Origin of the sequence: Nocardioides marinisabuli (genome assembly GCF_013466785.1) — a bacterium.
GTDB classification, from domain to species: Bacteria; Actinomycetota; Actinomycetes; order Propionibacteriales; family Nocardioidaceae; genus Nocardioides; species Nocardioides marinisabuli.
Genome location: NZ_CP059163.1, coordinates 668,867 through 687,875, shown reverse-complemented (window position 1 = coordinate 687,875; position 19,009 = coordinate 668,867). Strand labels below are relative to the sequence as shown.

The 19,009-nt window shown below is 72.2% G+C and carries 15 protein-coding genes; 12 read left to right on the top strand and 3 right to left on the bottom strand.

The features are described from left to right. Nucleotides 1-12 precede the first annotated feature (12 nt). The 6 genes from guaB (at nucleotide 13) to rnhA (ending at nucleotide 7,773) form a co-directional block, all read left to right on the top strand. Complete coding sequence (guaB, locus tag H0S66_RS03185) at nucleotides 13-1,515, top strand: IMP dehydrogenase (RefSeq protein ID WP_179614107.1); 1,503 nt, start codon at nucleotides 13-15, stop codon at nucleotides 1,513-1,515. 17 nt (nucleotides 1,516-1,532) lie between these two features. Then, nucleotides 1,533-2,441 carry a cation diffusion facilitator family transporter gene (locus H0S66_RS03180; RefSeq protein ID WP_179614106.1) on the top strand — a complete coding sequence of 303 codons (909 nt, stop codon included), beginning with the start codon at nucleotides 1,533-1,535 and terminating at the stop codon, nucleotides 2,439-2,441. Nucleotides 2,442-2,484: 43 nt separating this feature from the next. After that, nucleotides 2,485-3,591 (top strand): GuaB3 family IMP dehydrogenase-related protein, encoded by a 1,107-nt coding sequence (locus H0S66_RS03175; RefSeq protein WP_179614105.1) that lies wholly within the window; start codon nucleotides 2,485-2,487, stop codon nucleotides 3,589-3,591. A 16-nt stretch (nucleotides 3,592-3,607) separates the two neighbouring features. Further along, a complete protein-coding gene (locus H0S66_RS03170) occupies nucleotides 3,608-4,414 on the top strand; it encodes a carbon-nitrogen hydrolase family protein (protein ID WP_179614104.1) in 807 nt (268 codons plus the stop codon). Between the two features lie 66 nt (nucleotides 4,415-4,480). After that, nucleotides 4,481-7,273 carry an alpha-amylase family glycosyl hydrolase gene (locus H0S66_RS03165; RefSeq protein WP_258017075.1) on the top strand — a complete coding sequence of 931 codons (2,793 nt, stop codon included), beginning with the start codon at nucleotides 4,481-4,483 and terminating at the stop codon, nucleotides 7,271-7,273. 26 nt (nucleotides 7,274-7,299) lie between these two features. Further along, on the top strand, nucleotides 7,300-7,773 hold the full coding sequence (rnhA, locus tag H0S66_RS03160) for a ribonuclease HI (RefSeq protein WP_179614103.1): 474 nt from the start codon (nucleotides 7,300-7,302) through the stop codon (nucleotides 7,771-7,773). A 198-nt stretch (nucleotides 7,774-7,971) separates the two neighbouring features. Here rnhA and H0S66_RS03155 read toward each other — a convergent pair whose 3' ends face one another. Beyond that, entirely contained in the window at nucleotides 7,972-8,403 is a 432-nt protein-coding gene (locus H0S66_RS03155; protein ID WP_179614102.1) for a hypothetical protein, read from the bottom strand. A 199-nt stretch (nucleotides 8,404-8,602) separates the two neighbouring features. On the opposite strand from H0S66_RS03155, the gene H0S66_RS03150 reads away from it, so the two are divergent. From H0S66_RS03150 to guaA, 6 genes are all read left to right on the top strand, one after another. Further along, entirely contained in the window at nucleotides 8,603-9,733 is a 1,131-nt protein-coding gene (locus H0S66_RS03150) for a phosphotransferase family protein (RefSeq protein WP_179614101.1), read from the top strand. A 1-nt stretch (nucleotide 9,734) separates the two neighbouring features. Next, nucleotides 9,735-10,847: an Rv3169 family protein gene (locus H0S66_RS03145; protein WP_179617145.1), complete on the top strand. Its 1,113-nt coding sequence runs from the start codon at nucleotides 9,735-9,737 to the stop codon at nucleotides 10,845-10,847. 52 nt (nucleotides 10,848-10,899) lie between these two features. Then, nucleotides 10,900-12,390, top strand: coding sequence for an aldehyde dehydrogenase (locus H0S66_RS03140; RefSeq protein ID WP_179614100.1), 1,491 nt, complete (start codon nucleotides 10,900-10,902; stop codon nucleotides 12,388-12,390). 284 nt (nucleotides 12,391-12,674) lie between these two features. Next, on the top strand, nucleotides 12,675-14,297 hold the full coding sequence (locus H0S66_RS03135) for a succinic semialdehyde dehydrogenase (RefSeq protein WP_179614099.1): 1,623 nt from the start codon (nucleotides 12,675-12,677) through the stop codon (nucleotides 14,295-14,297). Nucleotide 14,298: 1 nt separating this feature from the next. Further along, entirely contained in the window at nucleotides 14,299-16,017 is a 1,719-nt protein-coding gene (locus H0S66_RS03130; protein ID WP_179614098.1) for a GMC family oxidoreductase, read from the top strand. A 351-nt stretch (nucleotides 16,018-16,368) separates the two neighbouring features. Further along, nucleotides 16,369-17,964, top strand: coding sequence for a glutamine-hydrolyzing GMP synthase (gene guaA / locus H0S66_RS03125; protein WP_179614097.1), 1,596 nt, complete (start codon nucleotides 16,369-16,371; stop codon nucleotides 17,962-17,964). Between the two features lie 12 nt (nucleotides 17,965-17,976). Here guaA and H0S66_RS03120 read toward each other — a convergent pair whose 3' ends face one another. Next, nucleotides 17,977-18,375, bottom strand: coding sequence for a LapA family protein (locus H0S66_RS03120; protein ID WP_179614096.1), 399 nt, complete (start codon nucleotides 18,373-18,375; stop codon nucleotides 17,977-17,979). Nucleotides 18,376-18,580: 205 nt separating this feature from the next. Beyond that, a complete protein-coding gene (locus H0S66_RS03115) occupies nucleotides 18,581-18,979 on the bottom strand; it encodes a VOC family protein (RefSeq protein WP_179614095.1) in 399 nt (132 codons plus the stop codon). Nucleotides 18,980-19,009: the final 30 nt, after the last annotated feature.

Below are 19,009 nucleotides of genomic sequence, written 5' to 3'. Positions count from 1 at the left end.
TACGATGAGCCCGTGGAGATCCCGGAGAAGTTCGCGGCCCTCGGCCTCACCTACGACGACGTGCTGCTGCTGCCGGGTCACTCCGACCTGGCGCCGGCCGACATCGACACGACCTCCCGCCTGACCAGGGAGATCTCGCTCAAGGTGCCGCTGGTCAGCGCTGCGATGGACACCGTGACCGAGTCGCGGATGGCGATCGCGATGGCCCGCGAGGGCGGCATGGGCGTGCTGCACCGCAACCTCTCGATCGACGACCAGGCCTACCAGGTCGACCTGGTCAAGCGCACCCAGACCGGCATCATCTCCAACCCCGTGGTCATCGGGCCCGACGCGACCCTCGAGGAGCTCGACCGCCTCTGCGGCGAGTACCGCGTCTCGGGCCTGCCGGTCGTCGACGCCGACCAGCGCCTGCTGGGCATCATCACCAACCGCGACCTGCGCTTCACCCCGGTCGCGGAGTGGGCCACGCTCAAGGTCGAGGAGGTGATGACCCCGATGCCGCTGATCACCGGCCCGGTCGGCATCTCCCGCGACGAGGCCACCGCCCTGCTGCGCAAGCACAAGCGCGAGCGGCTGCCGCTGGTCGACGACCAGGGCCGCCTCGCGGGCCTGATCACCGTCAAGGACTTCGTCAAGAGCGAGCAGTTCCCGCACGCGTCGTACGACGCCCACGGGCGCCTGCTCGTCGGCGCGGCCATCGGCTACTTCGGCGACGCGTGGCAGCGCGCCACCACCCTCGTCGAGGCCGGCGTCGACGTGCTGGTCGCCGACACCGCCCACGGCAACGTGCGGCTGCTGCTCGACATGGTCGCCCGCCTCAAGAGCGACCCGGCCACCCGCCACGTGCAGGTCATCGGCGGCAACGTCGCGACCCGCGAGGGCGCCCAGGCCTTCGTCGACGCCGGCGCCGACGCGGTCAAGGTCGGGGTGGGCCCCGGCTCGATCTGCACCACCCGTGTCGTCACCGGCGTGGGCGTCCCGCAGGTCAGCGCGGTCTACGAGGCCTCGCTGGCCACCAAGCCGGCCGGGGTCCCGCTGATCGCCGACGGCGGCATGAAGTACTCCGGCGAGATCGCGAAGGCGATCGTCGCGGGCGCCGACGCGGTGATGCTGGGCTCGCTGCTGGCCGGCTGCGAGGAGTCGCCCGGCGAGCTGGTCTTCGTCAACGGCAAGCAGTACAAGTCCTACCGGGGCATGGGCTCGCTGGGTGCGATGTCGAGCCGTGGCAAGAAGTCGTACTCCAAGGACCGCTACTTCCAGGCCGAGGTGACCAGCGACGACCAGATCGTGCCCGAGGGCATCGAGGGCCAGGTCGCCTACCGCGGCCCGCTCTCGGCGGTCTCCCACCAGCTCACCGGCGGGCTGACCCAGTCGATGTTCTACGTCGGCGCGCGCACCGTGCCCGAGCTGCAGGAGAAGGGCCGCTTCGTGCGGATCACCTCCGCCTCGCTCAACGAGAGCCACCCGCACGGCGTGCAGATGACCGTCGAGGCGCCCAACTACACGGGTCGCTGAGCCCCGGGGAGCAGGGGGTGGGCGCCGGGCACGACCACGGGGCCGGTGCGAACCGCAGCCGGTTGGCGGTGGCGCTCGCGCTGACCGCCGTGGTCGTCGTCGCCCAGGCGGTCGGCTCGGTGGTCACCGGCAGCCTGGCGCTGCTGGTCGACACCGCCCACATGCTCACCGACACCGTCGGGCTGGGCATGGCGCTGCTGGCCAGCGTGCTGATGGCCCGGCCGGCCACCGACCGGCACACCTGGGGGCTGCGCCGCGCCGAGGTGATCGCCGCGCTGGCCCAGGCCGCGCTGCTGCTCGCGGTCGGCGGCTTCGCGCTCGTCGAGGGCGTACGACGCCTGGTCACCCCTGCCGACGTGCCGTCCACGTCGCTGCTGGTCTTCGGCGTGGTCGGCCTGGTGGCCAACCTCGTCGCGCTGGGGGTGCTGACCGGCAGACGGGGGGCCAACCTCAACATGCGCGCGGCGTACCTCGAGGTGCTCAACGACGCGCTGGGCTCGGTGGCGGTGATCGTGGGCGCGGTGCTGATCGCCGCCTTCGGGTGGGTGCGAGCCGACAGCGTCGCGGGCCTGCTGATCGCGCTGCTGATCCTGCCGCGCACCCTGCTGCTTCTGCGCGACAGCACCCGGGTGCTGCTCGAGTCGGTGCCCCCGGGGCTCGACCTGGCCGACGTGCGCCGCCACATCCTCGAGGTCGAGCACGTCGTCGACGTGCACGACCTCCACGTCACCCGGGTCTCCTCCGACCTGCCGGTGCTCACGGCGCACGTGACCATGCAGCGCGCCTGCTTCGAGTCCGGCCACTCGGGCGAGGTGCTGCGCGAGCTGCAGCGCTGCGTGGCCGAGCACTTCGACGTCGCCATCGAGCACTCGACGTTCCAGATCGAGCCCGAGGGCCACGCCGGCACCGAGCACGCCCACCACTGAGGCCACCACTGACCGGCCCGGCGCCAACCGATAGCCTGGCCCGGTGAGCGAGATCGAGATCGGACGCGCCAAGCGGGCCCGCCGCGCCTACTCCTTCGACGACGTCGCGATCGTGCCCTCCCGGCGCACGCGCGACCCCGAGGAGGTCAGCACGCACTGGCAGATCGACGCCTACCGCTTCGACCTGCCGGTGATGGCCGCGCCGATGGACTCGGTGATGTCGCCGAGCACCGCGATCGCGTTCGGGCGCCACGGCGGCCTCGGCGTGCTCAACCTCGAGGGCCTGTGGACCCGCTACGAGGACCCCGAGCCGCTGCTCGAGGAGGTGGCCGGCCTGACCGGCACCGACGCGGTGCGCCGGATGCAGGAGATCTACCTCGAGCCCGTCAAGGCCGAGCTCATCACCCACCGCCTGCGCGAGGTGCGCGAGGCGGGGGTGACGGTCGCCGGCTCGCTCTCGCCCCAGCGCACCAAGGAGTTCGCCAAGACGGTCGTCGACGCCGGCGTCGACATGTTCGTCATCCGCGGCACCACCGTCTCGGCCGAGCACGTCTCGAGCCAGGCCGAGCCGCTGAACCTCAAGGACTTCATCTACGAGCTCGACGTCCCGGTGATCGTCGGTGGCTGCGCCACCCACCAGGCCGCCCTGCACCTGATGCGCACCGGTGCCGCCGGTGTCCTCGTCGGCTTCGGCGGGGGAGCGGCCCACACCACCCGCACCGTCCTCGGCGTCGCGGTGCCGATGGCCTCCGCGGTGGCCGACGTGGCCGCGGCGCGCCGCGACTACCTCGACGAGTCGGGCGGGCGCTACGTCCACGTCATCGCCGACGGCTCGATCGGCCGCTCCGGCGACATCGCCAAGGCCATCGCCTGCGGTGCCGACGCGGTGATGGTCGGCTCGCCGTTCGCGCGCGCCTCCGACGCGCCGGGCCGCGGCTTCCACTGGGGCACCGAGGCGCACCACCCCGAGCTGCCGCGTGGCCAGCGGGTCCAGTTCGACACCGTCGGCACCTTCGAGGAGATCCTCTTCGGTCCCTCGCGCGTCGCCGACGGCACCATGAACCTCATCGGCGCGCTGCGTCGGGCGATGGCCACCACCGGCTACACCGACGTCAAGGAGTTCCAGCGCGTCGAGGTCGTCGTCGAGTAGTCCCCAGGACCCGGCGGTGACCACGACCTCGCTGCGCGTCGCGGCCGGCCAGGCCGCGGCGGCGCCGGGCGACCTCGACGCCAACGTGCGCACCACCGCGCGCCTCGCGGCGCTGGCGGGCGACCAGGGGGTGCGGGTGCTGGTGCTGCCCGAGGCGTTCCTGACCGGCTACGAACCCGCGGTCTTCGGCGGCGACCTGCCCGGCCCCGCCGACCTCACCGGGCCCCGCCTCGACCCGGTGCGCGAGCAGGCCCGGCGCACCGACCTGACGGTCGTCGTCGGCACCGCCCTCGACCGGGGTGCGCGGCGCACCCTCTCGACCGTGGTGGTGCGCCCCGACGGCGAGGTCGTGGTGGCCTACGACAAGCAGCACGTCGACCTCGACGAGCGCGCGTGGTTCGAGCCGGGCGACCACGGCGCCTCGGTGCTCGTCGACGGCGTCGAGCTCGGCCTGTCGACCTGCTACGACGGCTGCTTCCCCGAGCACGCCCGCGCCGCCAGCGACGCCGGCGCCCTGGGCTACCTGTGCTCGGCGGCGTACTTCCCCGGGGGCGCCCACCGCCGCGACCTCTACTACGCGGCACGGGCGCTCGACAACGGCTTCTACGTGGTGCTCTCCGGGCTGACCGGCCGCTGCGGCGACAGCTCGTTCATCGGCGGCTCGGCCGTCTACGACCCCGAGGGCCGGCCGCTGGCCCGGCTGGGCGAGGAGGAGGGGCTGGCCGTCGCCGAGCTCGACCCCGGGCTGGTGCTGGCGACCCGCGAGCGGCACCGCATGCACCACGACCACCGCGGCGACCTGGGGACGCGCGTCCGGGTGTGAGGCGGGCTCCGGCCCGGGGGTAGGGTGAGCGGGCTCTGTGACCGTCATCACTCTCGGGAGACGTCCGTGAACCGCTTGATCCCTGCCCTGACCGGCGCTGCCCTGACCAGCGCGCTCGCGCTGGGCCTGCTCACCACCGGTGCCGCGCTGCCCGGCGCCGCCGAGCCCGCCGGCGCGGGCGAGCGCAAGGGCCGCGCCACCGAGGTCGCCCGGCCCGCGCTGCGGGCCGGCCTGACCGACCACAGCTTCTACTTCGTGATGGCCGACCGGTTCGCCAACGGTGACACCGCCAACGACACCGGCGGCATCGGGGGCGGCCGGCTCGAGCACGGCTTCGACCCCACCGCCAAGGGCTTCTTCAACGGCGGCGACCTGGTCGGCCTGCGCGAGCAGCTCGACTACATCGAGGGCCTCGGCACCGACGCGATCTGGCTGACCCCGGTCTTCGAGAACAAGGCGGTCCAGCTCGAGGACGGGCCGTCCGCGGGCTACCACGGCTACTGGATCACCGACTTCACGCGCATCGACCCCCACCTCGGCACCAACGCCGACCTGGGCGACCTCGTCGACGCCGCCCACGAGCGCGGCATGAAGGTCTTCTTCGACATCATCACCAACCACACCGCCGACGTGATCGGCTACGAGGAGGGTGCGCGCACGGCGTACGTGCCCAAGGACGTCGAGCCCTACCGCACCGCGGCCGGCGAGCCCTTCGACGACCGCGACCACAGCGGCGGCGACGACTTCCCCGAGCTCGACGCACAGACCTCCTTCCCCTACACGCCGGTGCTCGAGGAGGGCGAGGAGGACCTCAAGGTCCCGGCCTGGCTCAACGACCCGACGCTCTACCACAACCGCGGCAACACGACCTTCACCGGCGAGGACAGCCAGTACGGCGACTTCTTCGGCCTCGACGACCTCTTCACCGAGCACCCCACCGTGCGGGAGGGGATGATCGACATCTACCGCACCTGGGTCGAGGACTTCGGGATCGACGGCTTCCGCATCGACACGATGAAGCACGTCGACGACGCGTTCTGGCAGGACTTCGGGCCGGGCCTGCTCGACTACGCCCGATCCCACGGCAAGCCCGACTTCTTCATGTTCGGCGAGGTCGCCCTCGACGGCAGCGACGCGGCGGCCAAGGCCTTCACCTCCGGCTACACCACCCGCGCCGGCATGCAGTCGGTCCTCGACTTCCCCTTCCAGTGGGCCGCTCGCGACTTCGCCTCGCGCGGGCGCAGCGCCGCCGACCTGGCGCGCTTCTTCGTCGACGACGACTGGTACACCGACGCCGACTCCAACGCCTACGCGCTGCCCACCTTCCTCGGCAACCACGACATGGGCCGCTTCGGCCACTTCGTCGGCGCCGACAACCCGGGGGCGGGGGAGGCCGAGCTGCTGCGCCGCGACCGGCTGGGCCACGAGCTGATGTTCTTCTCTCGCGGCAACCCGGTCGTCTACTACGGCGACGAGCAGGGCTTCACCGGCACCGGCGGCGACCAGCTGGCCCGCCAGACGATGTTCGCCAGCCAGGTGCCGGAGTACGCCGACGACGCCCAGCTCGGCGCCGCCGGCAAGACCCCGGCCACCGGCAGCCTCGACCCCGAGCACCCGCTCTACCGCCGCATCGCCCGCCTCGACCGGCTCACCGAGCGTCACCCCGCGCTGCGCGACGGCGCCCACCAGGTGCGCCTGGGCCAGGACGGCCCCGGCGTCGCCGCCTTCTCCCGGCTCGACCGCGACCAGCAGCGGGAGTACGTCGTGCTGCTCAACAACGCGACCACCGCGCGCTCGGTCACGGTGCCGACCTGGGTCCGCCGGGGCGGGTTCCGCAAGATCTACGGCCCCGGCGAGCGACGCCTGCGCAGCAACGGAGCCGGCGCGCTGCGGGTCGAGGTGCCCGCGCTCTCCGCCGTCGTGTACGCCGCCACCGAGCGGCTCGAGCCCTCGCGCCGCGCCCCCGCGGTGCGGGTGCGGGCCCCGCGCCCCAGCGGTGTGGACCGCTCCCGCATGCAGGTGGCGGCCGAGGTGGCCGGGCGCTCCTTCGCCGAGGTGACCTTCCAGGCCAAGGTCGGCGACAGCGGCTGGCAGAGCATCGGCACCGACGACTCGGCGCCCTACCGGGTCTTCCACGACACCAGCGCCCTGGCCACCGGCACGCCGGTCAGCTACCGCGCCGCCGTGCTCGACAACGCCGGCCACGCCCGGCTCGCGAAGTCGCGCGCCACGACCGTGGCCGAGCCCAGGCTGACCCTGCGCACCTCGGGCTCCGAGGGCACCGTCAGCAGCATCGACCCGGTCACCGTGACCGCGGAGGTCCAGCCCGAGCGCGCCGCCCAGTCGGTGCGCTTCGAGCGCCGGCTCGACGGGGGCGCGTGGGAGGTCGTCGGCACCGACACCTCCTCGCCCGTCTACCAGGTCACCGACGACGTCGAGGGGCTCGACCTCGGCACCGAGATCACCTACCGTGCCGTGCTGCTCGAGCCCGGCGCCGACCCGGTCACCAGCGAGCCGCTCACCGTGCGCACCGCCGCACCCCAGCCCCAGCGCGACGGCGTCACCCTGGCGGGCAGCCTGCAGGACGAGCTCGGCTGCCCCGAGGACTGGCAGCCCGCCTGCGCGGCAACCCATCTCGCCTTCGACGAGACCGACGGGCGCTGGCACGCCACCTTCGACCTGCCCGAGGGCGAGTACCAGTGGAAGATCGCCGTGAACGACTCGTGGGAGGAGAACTACGGCGCCGGGGGAGCGGCTGGTGGCGACAACCTGGTGCTGCGCGTGCCGGCCGGCGGGGCGTCGTACACCTTCACCTGGGACCAGGTCACCCACGTGCCCTCGGTGGCGCCTGCCGGCTGAGCGGCCGGCCCTGGGAGGATGCCCGCGTGAACGACGAAGCGCCCGACACCGTGGTCATCCACACCGACGGCGCGTGCGTGCCCAACCCCGGGCCCGGCGGGTGGGGGGCCCTGCTGCGCCAGGGCTCCCACGAGCTGGAGCTCTGCGGCGGCGAGGCCGGCACGACCACCAACAACCGGATGGAGCTCACCGCCCCGATCAAGGCGCTCGAGGCGCTGCGGCGACCGGTGCGTGTCGAGCTCTACACCGACAGCACCTACGTGCGCTCGGGCATCACGACCTGGGTGGCGGGCTGGATGCGCAACGGGTGGCGCACCTCGGCCAAACAGCCGGTCAAGAACGTCGACCTGTGGCAGGAGCTGCAGGCGGCCTGCGAGCGGCACGACGTGCACTGGCACTGGGTCAAGGGTCACGCGGGCGACGAGGGCAACGAGCGGGCCGACCGGCTCGCCGCCCGGGGCCTCACCGAGGCGGTCGAGGCTGCCCGCGGACAGCGCTGAACCGCCCCCGACGAGCGTGTCGCCGGGGGCGGTTCATTGCCCTGGAGGACCGTGCAGGGGGCCTACGCCACCAGCTGCAGCAGCAGCCCTGCACTGATGGACGAGCCGGTCACCAGGCACATCGCAGCGAGGAGCCTCGACGCGATGTCGTCCTCCACGCACCGGGCCAGGTGCGTGCGGGCTGTCCGGACCTGACGATCACATGATCTTGATCGTCCGGCCCTTGGCGGTGTCGTGGAAGCCACCCGAGGGGTCCTCGGAGTAGAAGTGCAGGTCGGTGACCCGCGCTGCTCCGGTGACCCACTTGTAGCCGCCGGTGGGGCGACGGACCGGGACCCAGAACTTCTCCTCCTCGCCGGTGCACTCGAAGGCGTTCCAGGCGTAGACGGTCGAGGTGGCGGTCTGCGTGCCACCGCTGGTCACCTGGGTCAGCGTCACCTCGAACGCGGCGCTGGTGGTGTCCTCCGAGCAGACCACCTTGGCCTTGACGTAGGCGACCTTCTGGGACGACGACAGCTGCCCCTTCTTGCCGATCTTGATGATGGAGTTGTCAGCGTTGGCCGGCACGGTCATGAGGCCGAGGCTGGCGATGCTGGTGGCTGCTGCGAGCAGCTGTACGGACTTGCGCATTGGTTCTCTCCCCGATGTGTGTGAATGGTCGTGTGGCCCCCTGGCGACCACGAGGAGGACGCTAGGCCGCTGCCGGACGGGGGGCGTCGCCTAAATCGGTGATCTGTCCGCGGTGGGCTGGACCGTTGACAAACGAGAACACGTTCCACCAGTCTGACGCGTGTCAACTCATGACCCGCGTCACACCGGAAGGCTCCTCGTGACCCAGTCAGCGCCGCCCGCCGACCTGACCCTGCAGCGCTCCAGCAGGGACGCGAGCGACGTCCCCGCCCGGCTGGCCGGTTGGTTGGGCGGGGTCCTGCCGCCCGGCGCGGACCCCGAGGTCGTCCTGCACACCGGCGTCGACGCCAACGGGATGAGCTCGGAGACGCTGGTCCTCGACGTCACCTGGAGCGAGGGCGGCCGGCGCCGCACCGGGGCGTACGTCGCCCGGGTCGCGCCGAGCGCCGCGGACGTCCCGGTCTTCGCCCGCTACGACCTCGGCGCGCAGCACCAGGCGATGCGCCTGGTCGCCGAGCGCACCGCCGTGCCCGTGCCCGGCGTGCACTGGATCGAGCCGACCGGGCAGGTGCTGGGCGCCCCGTTCTTCCTGATGGACCGGCTGGAGGGACGGGTGCCGCCGGACGTGCTGCCCTACCCCTTCGGGGACAACTGGCTCTTCGACGCCACGCCCGAGGAGCAGCGCCACCTCCAGGACCGCACGGTCGAGACCGTCGCCGCGCTGCACGCGGTCCCCGACGCGGCCTCGGCCTTCGCCTTCCTCGACCCCGGCGGGGAGGGCGCGAGCGTGCTGCGCCGCGACCTGGCCCGCACCCGTGCCTGGTACGAGTTCGCCAAGGCCGACGCCGGGCCGTCGCCGACCGTGGAGCGGGCCCTGGCCTGGCTGGAGTCGCACGAGCCGGCGAGCGCCACCGGCACGGTGCTGTGCTGGGGCGACGCCCGCATCGGCAACGTCCTCTACGACGGCTTCGAGCCGGCCGGGGTCCTCGACTGGGAGATGGCCACCCTCGGCCCCCGCGAGCTGGACGTGAGCTGGCTGCTGGTCGCCCACCAGGTCTTCCAGTCGATCGTGGAGGTCCTCGAGCTGCCCGGCATGCCCGACTTCCTGCGCGAGGACGACGTGCTGGCCACCTACGAGCGCGCCAGCGGCGTACGCCTCGGCGACCTCGACTGGTACCACGTCCACAGCGCGCTCCAGTGGAGCATCGTCTTCATGCGCACCGGCTCCCGCCAGGTGCACTTCGGCGAGATCGACAGACCCGACGACATCGAGTCGTTGATGCACAACCTGCCCCTGCTGCTCACCACGATGGAAAGGGTCGGTGCCTGAGATGGTCGGACCGCTCGACGAGTTCCCGCTGCACCAGGCCCCGCTCCCCGTGGAGTGGGCCGCCACCAGCGACCGCAACTTCTACGACCGCAGCTACTTCAACGCCCACGACCGCAGCGGCGACTGCTTCCTGATCATGGGGCTGGGCTACTACCCCAACCTCGGCACCAAGGACGCCTTCGTGCTGTGGCGCCGCGGCGACACCCAGACCGCCCTGCACCTCGGCGACCCCGTCGACGGCGACCGCCTCAACATGCACGTCGGCCCCTTCCGGATCGAGGTGCCCGAGCCGCTGCACCGGCTGCGGGTGGTGCTGGAGGAGACCGAGGGGATGGCGCTCGACCTGCACTGGACCGGGTCCTTCGACGCGGTGCAGGAGCTGCCCCACGTGATGCGCTCGGGCAGCCGGGTCACCCTCGACGCCCAGCGCTTCGCGCAGGTCGGGTCCTGGGAGGGCACGATGCTCGTCGACGGCGAGGAGATCGTCGTCTCGCCCGACACCTGGCTCGGCACCCGCGACCGCTCCTGGGGCATCCGTCCCGTGGGCGAGGCGGAGCCGGCCGGCCGGCCCGCAGACCCGCCCTTCGAGGGGATGTGGTGGACCTACGTGCCGATGCGCTTCGACGACTTCTCGATCGTGCTGCTGATGCAGGAGACGCCCGAGGGCCACCGCATCTTCAACGACTGCAGCCGCATCCACCGCGACGGGCGGATCGAGCAGCTCGGCTGGCCGCTCGTGCAGGTGCACTACGCCTCCGGCACCCGCAACGCCACCGGCGCCACCATCCGGTGCACCCGCCCCGACGGGGTCGAGGTGCTGCTGGAGGTCGAGGCCCGGCTCCCGACGCCGCTGCACCTCGGCGGCGGGTACGGCGGCGACGGCGACTGGAGCCACGGGCTGTGGAAGGGCGAGGGGTTCGTCGAGCGGCTCAGCTACGACGTGACCACGCCCGAGAACGCCGGCAAGTTCATGTTCGGCGTCGTCGACTACGTCGGCCGCAGCACCTGCCGCGAGGAGGGTCGCACCAGCGAGGGCTGGGGCCTCTTCGAGCACGGCGCCATCGGGCGCCACGACCGCAGCGGCTTCGCCGACTGGTTCGCCGTCGCGCCCTGACCCGGACCCCACGACCACCACTCACGACACCCGCCCCACCCAGGAGCCCGGCATGACCCAGACCCAGGACCACCGCCCGATCAGCACCGACGCGCTCGACCGCGACACCTTCTACATCGACGGCGCGTGGACGCGCCCGAGCACCGGTGACGTCATCGAGGTCGTCTCGCCGCACAGCGAGGAGGTCGTCGCGCGGGTGCCCGAGGGGCGTCCGGGCGACATCGACACCGCGGTCGCCGCCGCCCGGCGCGCCTTCGACGAGGGGCCCTGGCCGCGGCTCTCGCCCGAGGAGCGGATCGAGGTCGTGCAGCGCTTCTCCCACCTCTACGCCGCGCGCCTGGTCGACATGGCCGAGCTGATCACGATCGAGATGGGCTCGCCCACCTCCTTCTCCAACCTCGCCCAGTCGCCCGCCCCGTGGATGCAGGTCGAGGCCTTCATCGCCATCGCCCGCGACTTCCCGTGGGAGGCCGCCCGTCCGGGCGTCCTGGGCTCCGACGTGGTGGTGCGCCACGAGCCGGTCGGTGTCGTGGCGGCGATCCCGCCCTGGAACGTCCCCCAGTTCACGCTCATCTCCAAGGTGGTCCCCGCGCTGCTGGCCGGCTGCACCGTGGTCGCCAAGCCCGCGCCCGAGTCGCCCCTCGACGGCTACCTGCTGGCCGAGCTGCTCGACGAGGCGGGCGTGCCGCCCGGCGTCGTCAACATCGTCGCCGGAGGCCGCGAGACGGGCGCCCACCTGGTCGCCCACCCGGGCGTCGACAAGGTGGCCTTCACCGGCTCGACCGCCGCGGGCCGCACCATCGGGGCGGTCTGCGGCGAGCAGCTCAAGCGCTGCTCGCTCGAGCTGGGCGGCAAGTCGGCGGCGATCGTCCTCGACGACGCCGACCTGACGGCGACGATGGAGGGGCTGCGCTTCACCTCGCTGATGAACTCCGGCCAGGCCTGCGTGGCCCAGACCCGGGTGCTGGCCCCCCGCGGCCGCTACGCGGAGGTCGTCGACGCCCTGGCCCAGACCGTGGCCTCGATGCCGGTGGGCGACCCCGCCGACCCCGCGACCGAGATCGGCCCGATGGTGGCGCGCCGCCAGCAGGAGCGGGTCGCGTCGTACATCGAGATCGGCCGGGAGGAGGGCGCCCGGGTGGTCACCGGGGGTCCCGGCATGCCCGAGGGCCTCGACCGGGGCTGGTACGTGCGCCCGACCGTCTTCGCCGACGTCGACAACCGGATGCGGATCGCGCAGGAGGAGATCTTCGGGCCCGTGGTCTCGGTCATCGCCTACGACGGTGTCGACGACGCGGTCCGGATCGCCAACGACTCCGACTACGGCCTCGCGGGCACCGTGTGGACCTCCGACCAGGCCGCCGGCCTCGACGTCGCCCGGCGGGTGCGCACCGGCACCTACGGCATCAACACCTACACGATGGACTTCGCGGCGCCCTTCGGCGGCTTCAAGTCCTCCGGGCTCGGCCGCGAGTTCGGCCCCGAGGGCTTGGCGCAGTACACCGAGGTGAAGTCGATCTACACCCCGCTGCCGGCGGGCTGAAGCTGGCCGCGGGTGGCTGCGCCGGCGGCGCCACCGGCGTCCTGCCCACCGCTGACCCGGCGTGAATTTCACGCTGACCCGGCGCAAATCTCACGCCGACCCGGCTCGAAGTTCCGGTTGCCGGGAAGTGGCGCCGACTCGGCGAGGAACTGGCGCCGGCTCGCGGTTGCTCGGCGACGCCGCTGGACGGGCCAGGGGTGCTTGACACGGCAAAGGGATGTGTACAAACGCACATCTGTTACCAATGGGTAGTGAGCGAGACCCCAGTCACATACTCTCGGTACATGAACGCCGAGCAGCCCGACCGACCCGGGGCCCCGATCGTCGACGGCCCGCACGACCCGGAGCACGACCCGACCGCGTCGTACGCCCTTGAGCCCGAGTACGTCGCCTCCCTGACCCGGCGGGTGCGCAGCACCACCGGTCGCAGCGCCGAGGTGCGCACCCCGATCAACGGTGCCCCGCTGGCCCACGTGCCGCAGTCGAGCGAGCAGGACGTCGCGGAGGCGTTCACCCGGGCCCGGCGGGCCCAGGCCGCCTGGGCGCGGACGAGCCTCGAGCACCGCTCGGCGATCATGATGCGCCTGCACGACCTGGTGCTGGACCGGCAGGACGAGATCCTCGACCTGATCGTCTGGGAGTCGGGCAAGTCGCGCAAGCACGCCTTCGACGAGCCGATCCACATCGCGCTGACGGCGCGCTACTACGCCCGCACCGCCCACCAGCACCTCGACCCCCAGCGGCGCTCGGGCGTCGTGCCCGGGCTGACCCGGGTCGAGGTCAACCGCGTGCCCAAGGGCGTCGTGGGCATCATCTCGCCCTGGAACTACCCCTTCACGATGGCGCTGTGCGACGGCCTGCCGGCCCTGATGGCCGGCAACGCCGTGGTCGCCAAGCCCGACGCCCAGACCATGCTCTCGGCGCTGCTCGGCGCCCAGCTGCTCGAGGAGGCGGGCTTCCCGAAGGACCTGTGGCAGGTCGTGGCCGGCCCCGGCTCCGAGGTCGGGCCCCAGGTCGTCGCGCAGTCCGACTACATCTGCTTCACCGGGTCGACCGCCACCGGTCGCCGGGTCGCCGCCGGCTGCGCCGAGCGCCTGATCGGCTGCTCGCTCGAGCTCGGCGGCAAGAACCCGCTGCTGGTGCTGCGCGACGCCGACGTCGAGAAGGCCGCCGAGGGCGCGGTGCGCGGCTCGTTCTCCAACGCCGGGCAGCTCTGCGTCTCCGCCGAGCGGCTCTTCGTGGCCGACCAGGTCTACGACCGCTTCGTCGAGCGCTTCGTGGCCCGCACCCAGGCGATGACCCTGGGCGCCACGCTGGAGTGGGGCAACGACATGGGCTCCCTGGTCAGCCAGGCCCAGCTCGACACCGTCACCGCCCACGTCGAGGACGCCGTCGCGAAGGGTGCGCGGGTGCTGACCGGCGGGCGGGCCCGTCCCGACCTCGGGCCCTACGTCTTCGAGCCGACGATCCTCGAGGGCGTCACCCCCGAGATGACCTGCTTCGGCGAGGAGACCTTCGGCCCCGTGGTCTCGCTCTACCGCTTCCACGACGAGGCCGACGCGGTCGCGCGGGCCAACGCGGGGGAGTACGGCCTCAACGGCTCGATCTACAGCCAGGACGGCCCGCGGGCGCGCGCGATCGCCCGCCAGGTCCTCTGCGGCACCGTCAACATCAACGAGGCCTTCGCGGCGACCTTCGCCTCGGTCGACTCCCCGATGGGCGGGATGCGCCAGTCGGGGATGGGGCGCCGCCAGGGCGGCGAGGGCATCCACCGCTACACCGAGACCCAGTCGGTCGCCACGCAGCGGCTGATCCGCATCGCCCCGATGCTGGGCATGTCCGACGAGACCTACGCACGGGTGATGACCGCCCAGCTGCGTGTGATGAAGAAGCTGGGAAGGGCCTGACATGAGCGAGCTCGACTACGACGTCCTGGTGATCGGATCGGGCTTCGGCGGCTCGGTGAGCGCGCTGCGCCTGACCGAGAAGGGCTACCGGGTCGGCGTCGTCGAGGCGGGGGCCCGCTTCGAGGACAGCGACTTCTCCTCGGGCACCCTCGACATCACCCGCTACCTGTGGGCGCCGGCCCTGGGCTGCTACGGCATCCAGCGCATCGACGCCGTGCGCGACACGATGATCGTCGCCGGCGCCGGCGTCGGCGGCGGGTCGCTGGTCTACGCCAACACGCTCTACGAACCGCTGCCGGCCTTCTACAACGACCCGCAGTGGAGCCACATCACCGACTGGAAGTCGGAGCTGGCGCCCTACTACGACCAGGCCAAGCGGATGCTCGGCGTGGTCGAGAACCCGGTGCGCACCCCGGCCGACGACGTGATGGAGAAGGTGGCCGGCGACATGGGTGTCGCCGACTCCTTCCACCCCACGCCGGTGGGCGTGTTCTTCGGCGGCCCCGGCCAGGCGCCGGGCGAGCAGGTCGAGGACCCGTTCTTCGGTGGCGCCGGGCCCGCGCGCAACGCCTGCCTCAACTGCGGCGAGTGCATGTCGGGCTGCCGCCACAACGCCAAGAACACCCTGGTCAAGAACTACCTCTACCTCGCCGAGCAGCAGGGCGCGCGGGTGATGCCGCTGAGCACCGTGACCCGCATCCGCCCGCGCGCGGGCGGCGGCTACGACGTCACCATCAAGTACACCAAGGCCAAGCGTGCGACGGCCCGCACCACCCGCACCCTCACCGCCGAGCACGTGGTGATGGCGGCGGCCTCGCTGGGCACCCAGAAGTTGCTCCACCGGATGAAGGACGAGGGGCACCTGCCGCGGCTCTCGGAGCGGCTGGGCTACCTCTCGCGCACCAACTCCGAGTCGATCCTGGGCGCGATCGCCCCCAAGTCGGACACCACCGACTACTCCTACGGCGTCGCCATCACCTCGAGCTTCCACCCCGACGCCGACACCCACGTCGAGCCGGTGCGCTACGGCAAGGGCTTCAACACCATGGCGATGATGCAGACGGTGCTGACCGACGGCGACGGCGCCGCCCCGCGCTGGCGGACCTGGCTGAAGGAGATGTGGGCGCAGCGCCGCGAGATCGTCAACCTCTACGACCTCAAGCACTGGTCGGAGCGCACCGTGATCGCGCTGGTGATGCAGAGCCTCGACAACTCGATCACCACCTACGGCAAGCGCAACCGGCTCACCGGCACGTGGCGGATGACCTCGCGCCAGGGCCACGGCGCCCCCAACCCGACCTGGATCCCGGTGGCCAACGACGCCGTGCGCCGCATCGCCGGAGTCCTGGGCGGCACGGCCGGCGGCAACATCGGCGAGCCCTTCAACATGCCGCTGACCGCCCACTTCATCGGCGGCTGCGCGATCGGGGACTCGCCCGAGACCGGGGTCATCGACCCCTACCAGCGCGTCTACGGCCACCCGGGCCTGCACGTCATGGACGGCGCGGCCATCACCGCCAACCTCGGGGTCAACCCGTCGCTGACCATCACCGCCCAGGCCGAGCGCGCGATGGCCCTGTGGCCCAACAAGGGCGAGGCCGACCCGCGCCCCGGGCTGGGCGCCGACTACCGCCGCCTGGAGCCGGTCGCGCCGCAGCGACCGGCGGTCCCCGACCACGCCCCGGGAGCCCTGCGCCTGCCCATCGTCGGGGTCAGCTGAGGCAGCAGGTCTAGCCCGGTCGAAAAAGGCCGGAGAAAGATCGTCACCGACGTAACCCCCCGCGATCGGCCTCGTTGTGATGGTCAGACCCGGCAGTCATGCTCCCTCCCAAAGGTCGGGTCGTTTGTCCAAGCTGCTGTCCAACAGAGGCGTGGACGATCAGGGCCCGGCCATCCTCCCTCCCCGGCCGGGCCCTGGTGCTATTTCTGGGCCCGTGCATGAGTCCCCGGCCGACCGGGGACTCATGCACGTGTCAGGTGTTGCAACACCTGACAAGTGACCGACTCGCCCGACAGGTCCGTGGTGGGTGGCGGCCCGAGGCGCCGCGTCGTACGCCGATAGGCTGGGCCCATGAGCGACGTGACCCCCGGCATCCCCGACCACGACCTCGTCCTGGTCGTCGACTTCGGGGCGCAGTACGCGCAGCTGATCGCGCGCCGGGTGCGCGAGGCCCGGGTCTACTCCGAGATCGTGCCGCACCACCTGCCGGTCGAGGAGATGCTGGCCCGCAAGCCCAAGGCGATCATCCTCTCCGGCGGGCCGAGCTCGGTCTACGCCGAGGGTGCGCCGGGCATCGACCCGGCGATCTTCACCTCCGGCACCCCCGTCTTCGGCATGTGCTACGGCTTCCAGCTGATGGCTGCCGGTCTTGGCGGCACCGTGGCGCGCACCGGCTCGCGCGAGTACGGCCGCACCCCCGTCACCGTCGGCGAGGCGGGCACCCTGCTGGCCGACGTGCCGGCCGCGCACACCGTGTGGATGTCCCACGGCGACGCCGTCACCGAGGCGCCCGAGGGGTTCTCGGTGCTCGCCGAGACCGCGAAGACCCCGGTCGCGGCCTTCGAGGCCGTCGACCGCGGGCTCGCCGGCGTGCAGTGGCACCCCGAGGTGCTGCACACCGAGCACGGCCAGCAGGTCCTCGAGCACTTCCTGGTCGGCATCGCCGGGTGCCGCCAGACCTGGACGATGGTCAACATCGTCGAGGAGCAGATCGAGTCGATCCGCGCCCAGATCGGTGAGCGTGGCCAGGCCATCTGCGGCCTGTCGGGCGGCGTCGACTCCGCAGTGGCCGCCGCGATCGTGCAGCGCGCCATCGGTGACCGGCTCACCTGCGTGTACGTCGACCACGGGCTGATGCGCTCGGGGGAGACCGAGCAGGTCGAGCGGGACTTCGTCGCCGCCACCGGGGTCGACCTGCGCGTCGTCGACGCCGAGAAGCAGTTCCTCGACGCGCTGGCCGGGGTCTCGGACCCCGAGGAGAAGCGCAAGATCATCGGCCGCGAGTTCATCCGCACCTTCGAGGCCGCCGAGGCCGAGGTGCTGGCCGACGCGGTCAGCGGCGAGGGCGGCGACAAGGTCGCCTTCCTGGTGCAGGGCACCCTCTACCCCGACGTGGTGGAGTCGGGCGGCGGTGCCGGCACCTCCAACATCAAGAGCCACCACAACGTCGGCGGGCTGCCCGACGACCTCGAGTTCGAGCTCGTCGAGCCGCTGCGCACGCTGTTCAAGGACGAGGTCCGCCTGGTCGGGGAGCAGCTCGGCCTGCCGGCCGAGATCGTGCACCGCCAGCCCTTCCCGGGCCCCGGCCTGGGCATCCGCATCATCGGCGAGGTGACCCGCGAGCGCCTCGACATCCTGCGCCAGGCCGACGCCATCGTGCGCGAGGAGATGACCCGCGCCGGTCTCGACCGCGACATCTGGCAGATGCCGGTCGTGCTGCTGGCCGACGTCCGCTCGGTGGGCGTGCAGGGCGACGGCCGCACCTACGGCCACCCCATCGTGCTGCGCCCCGTCACCTCCGAGGACGCGATGACCGCCGACTGGGCGCGCCTGCCCTACGAGGTCCTCGAGACCGTCTCGACCCGCATCACCAACGAGGTCGAGGAGGTCAACCGGGTCACGGTCGACATCACCAGCAAGCCCCCGGGCACCATCGAGTGGGAGTGAGCGGGGCGGGCCTCAGCGGTTCTTGAGGCCCTTCTTCGTACGCCGCCGCAGCTGGATGATGCGCAGGCTCCCGGCGGTCGCGGTCAGCAGGATGCCGGCCGCGGTCGCGATCAGCATGGCCACGGCCACGGGGGTCTCGCCCTCGAAGGACAAGAAGCGCACCGTCGTGGTGTCGGTGTTCTGGGCGATGAAGATGACCAGCAGCACCAGCAGCACGCCCAGCCCCACGATGGCGGCGTAGAAGCCGCTGGTGCGCGAGCCGCGAAGGGGGTCGTCGCCCTTGCCGCGCGCCGGCGCGGGGCGCTCCGGCTCCGTGGTCGGACCGGTGGCGTCGGGGGTGGTCGGGGCGGGGTCGGTGTGGGGGCCGGTGTCGCCGGTGGGCTCGTCCCCCGAGGGCGTCGTGGTGCTCATGGGGCCACGGTAGTGCGGTGCGCGGGGTCGACGGGTCATCCCCCGAGGGGCGGCGCACCCCGAATCGGGTAAAAGTGCGTGACGACGGTCACGGTCGCCGGGTTTTACTGGTCCCGCCCAGGAACCTCTTGTACATTATTCAACAGAACCGCCGGGGACCCGAGACCCCGGCGGTTCTTCCATTTCCGGGGAGTCCCGGACCGGGTCAGTCGGTCAGCACGACCTCGACCTCGAAGCCCTCCGAGCTCTCGACGTAGAGCGCCGTGTGCTGCTCGCCGCCCGCATGCGGGTAGCGGTCGGCGTACATCTCGTGCCAGCCGTGCGCGGTCGACTCGGCACGCATCCGGTCGAGCAGGGTGCGCGAGTCGACGCAGAGCGCCAGGTGGTTGACCCCGGGCCGCATCCGGTCGTACGCCGCGTCGCGCTGGTCGGGGGAGTGCTCGAGGAAGAGGTAGGTGCCATCGGGGTGGCACCACGACGAGCCGGGCAGGTCGACCTCCCAGCCCAGCTCGCCCAGCAGCCAGCCCCACTCGTCGACGGCCCGCTCGAGGTCGCCGACCCAGAGGTCGAGGTGGTGCAGGGCCCGGGACGGCTGCTCGCTCATGCCCCGGACCCTACTGCCGTCGCCGGCGCC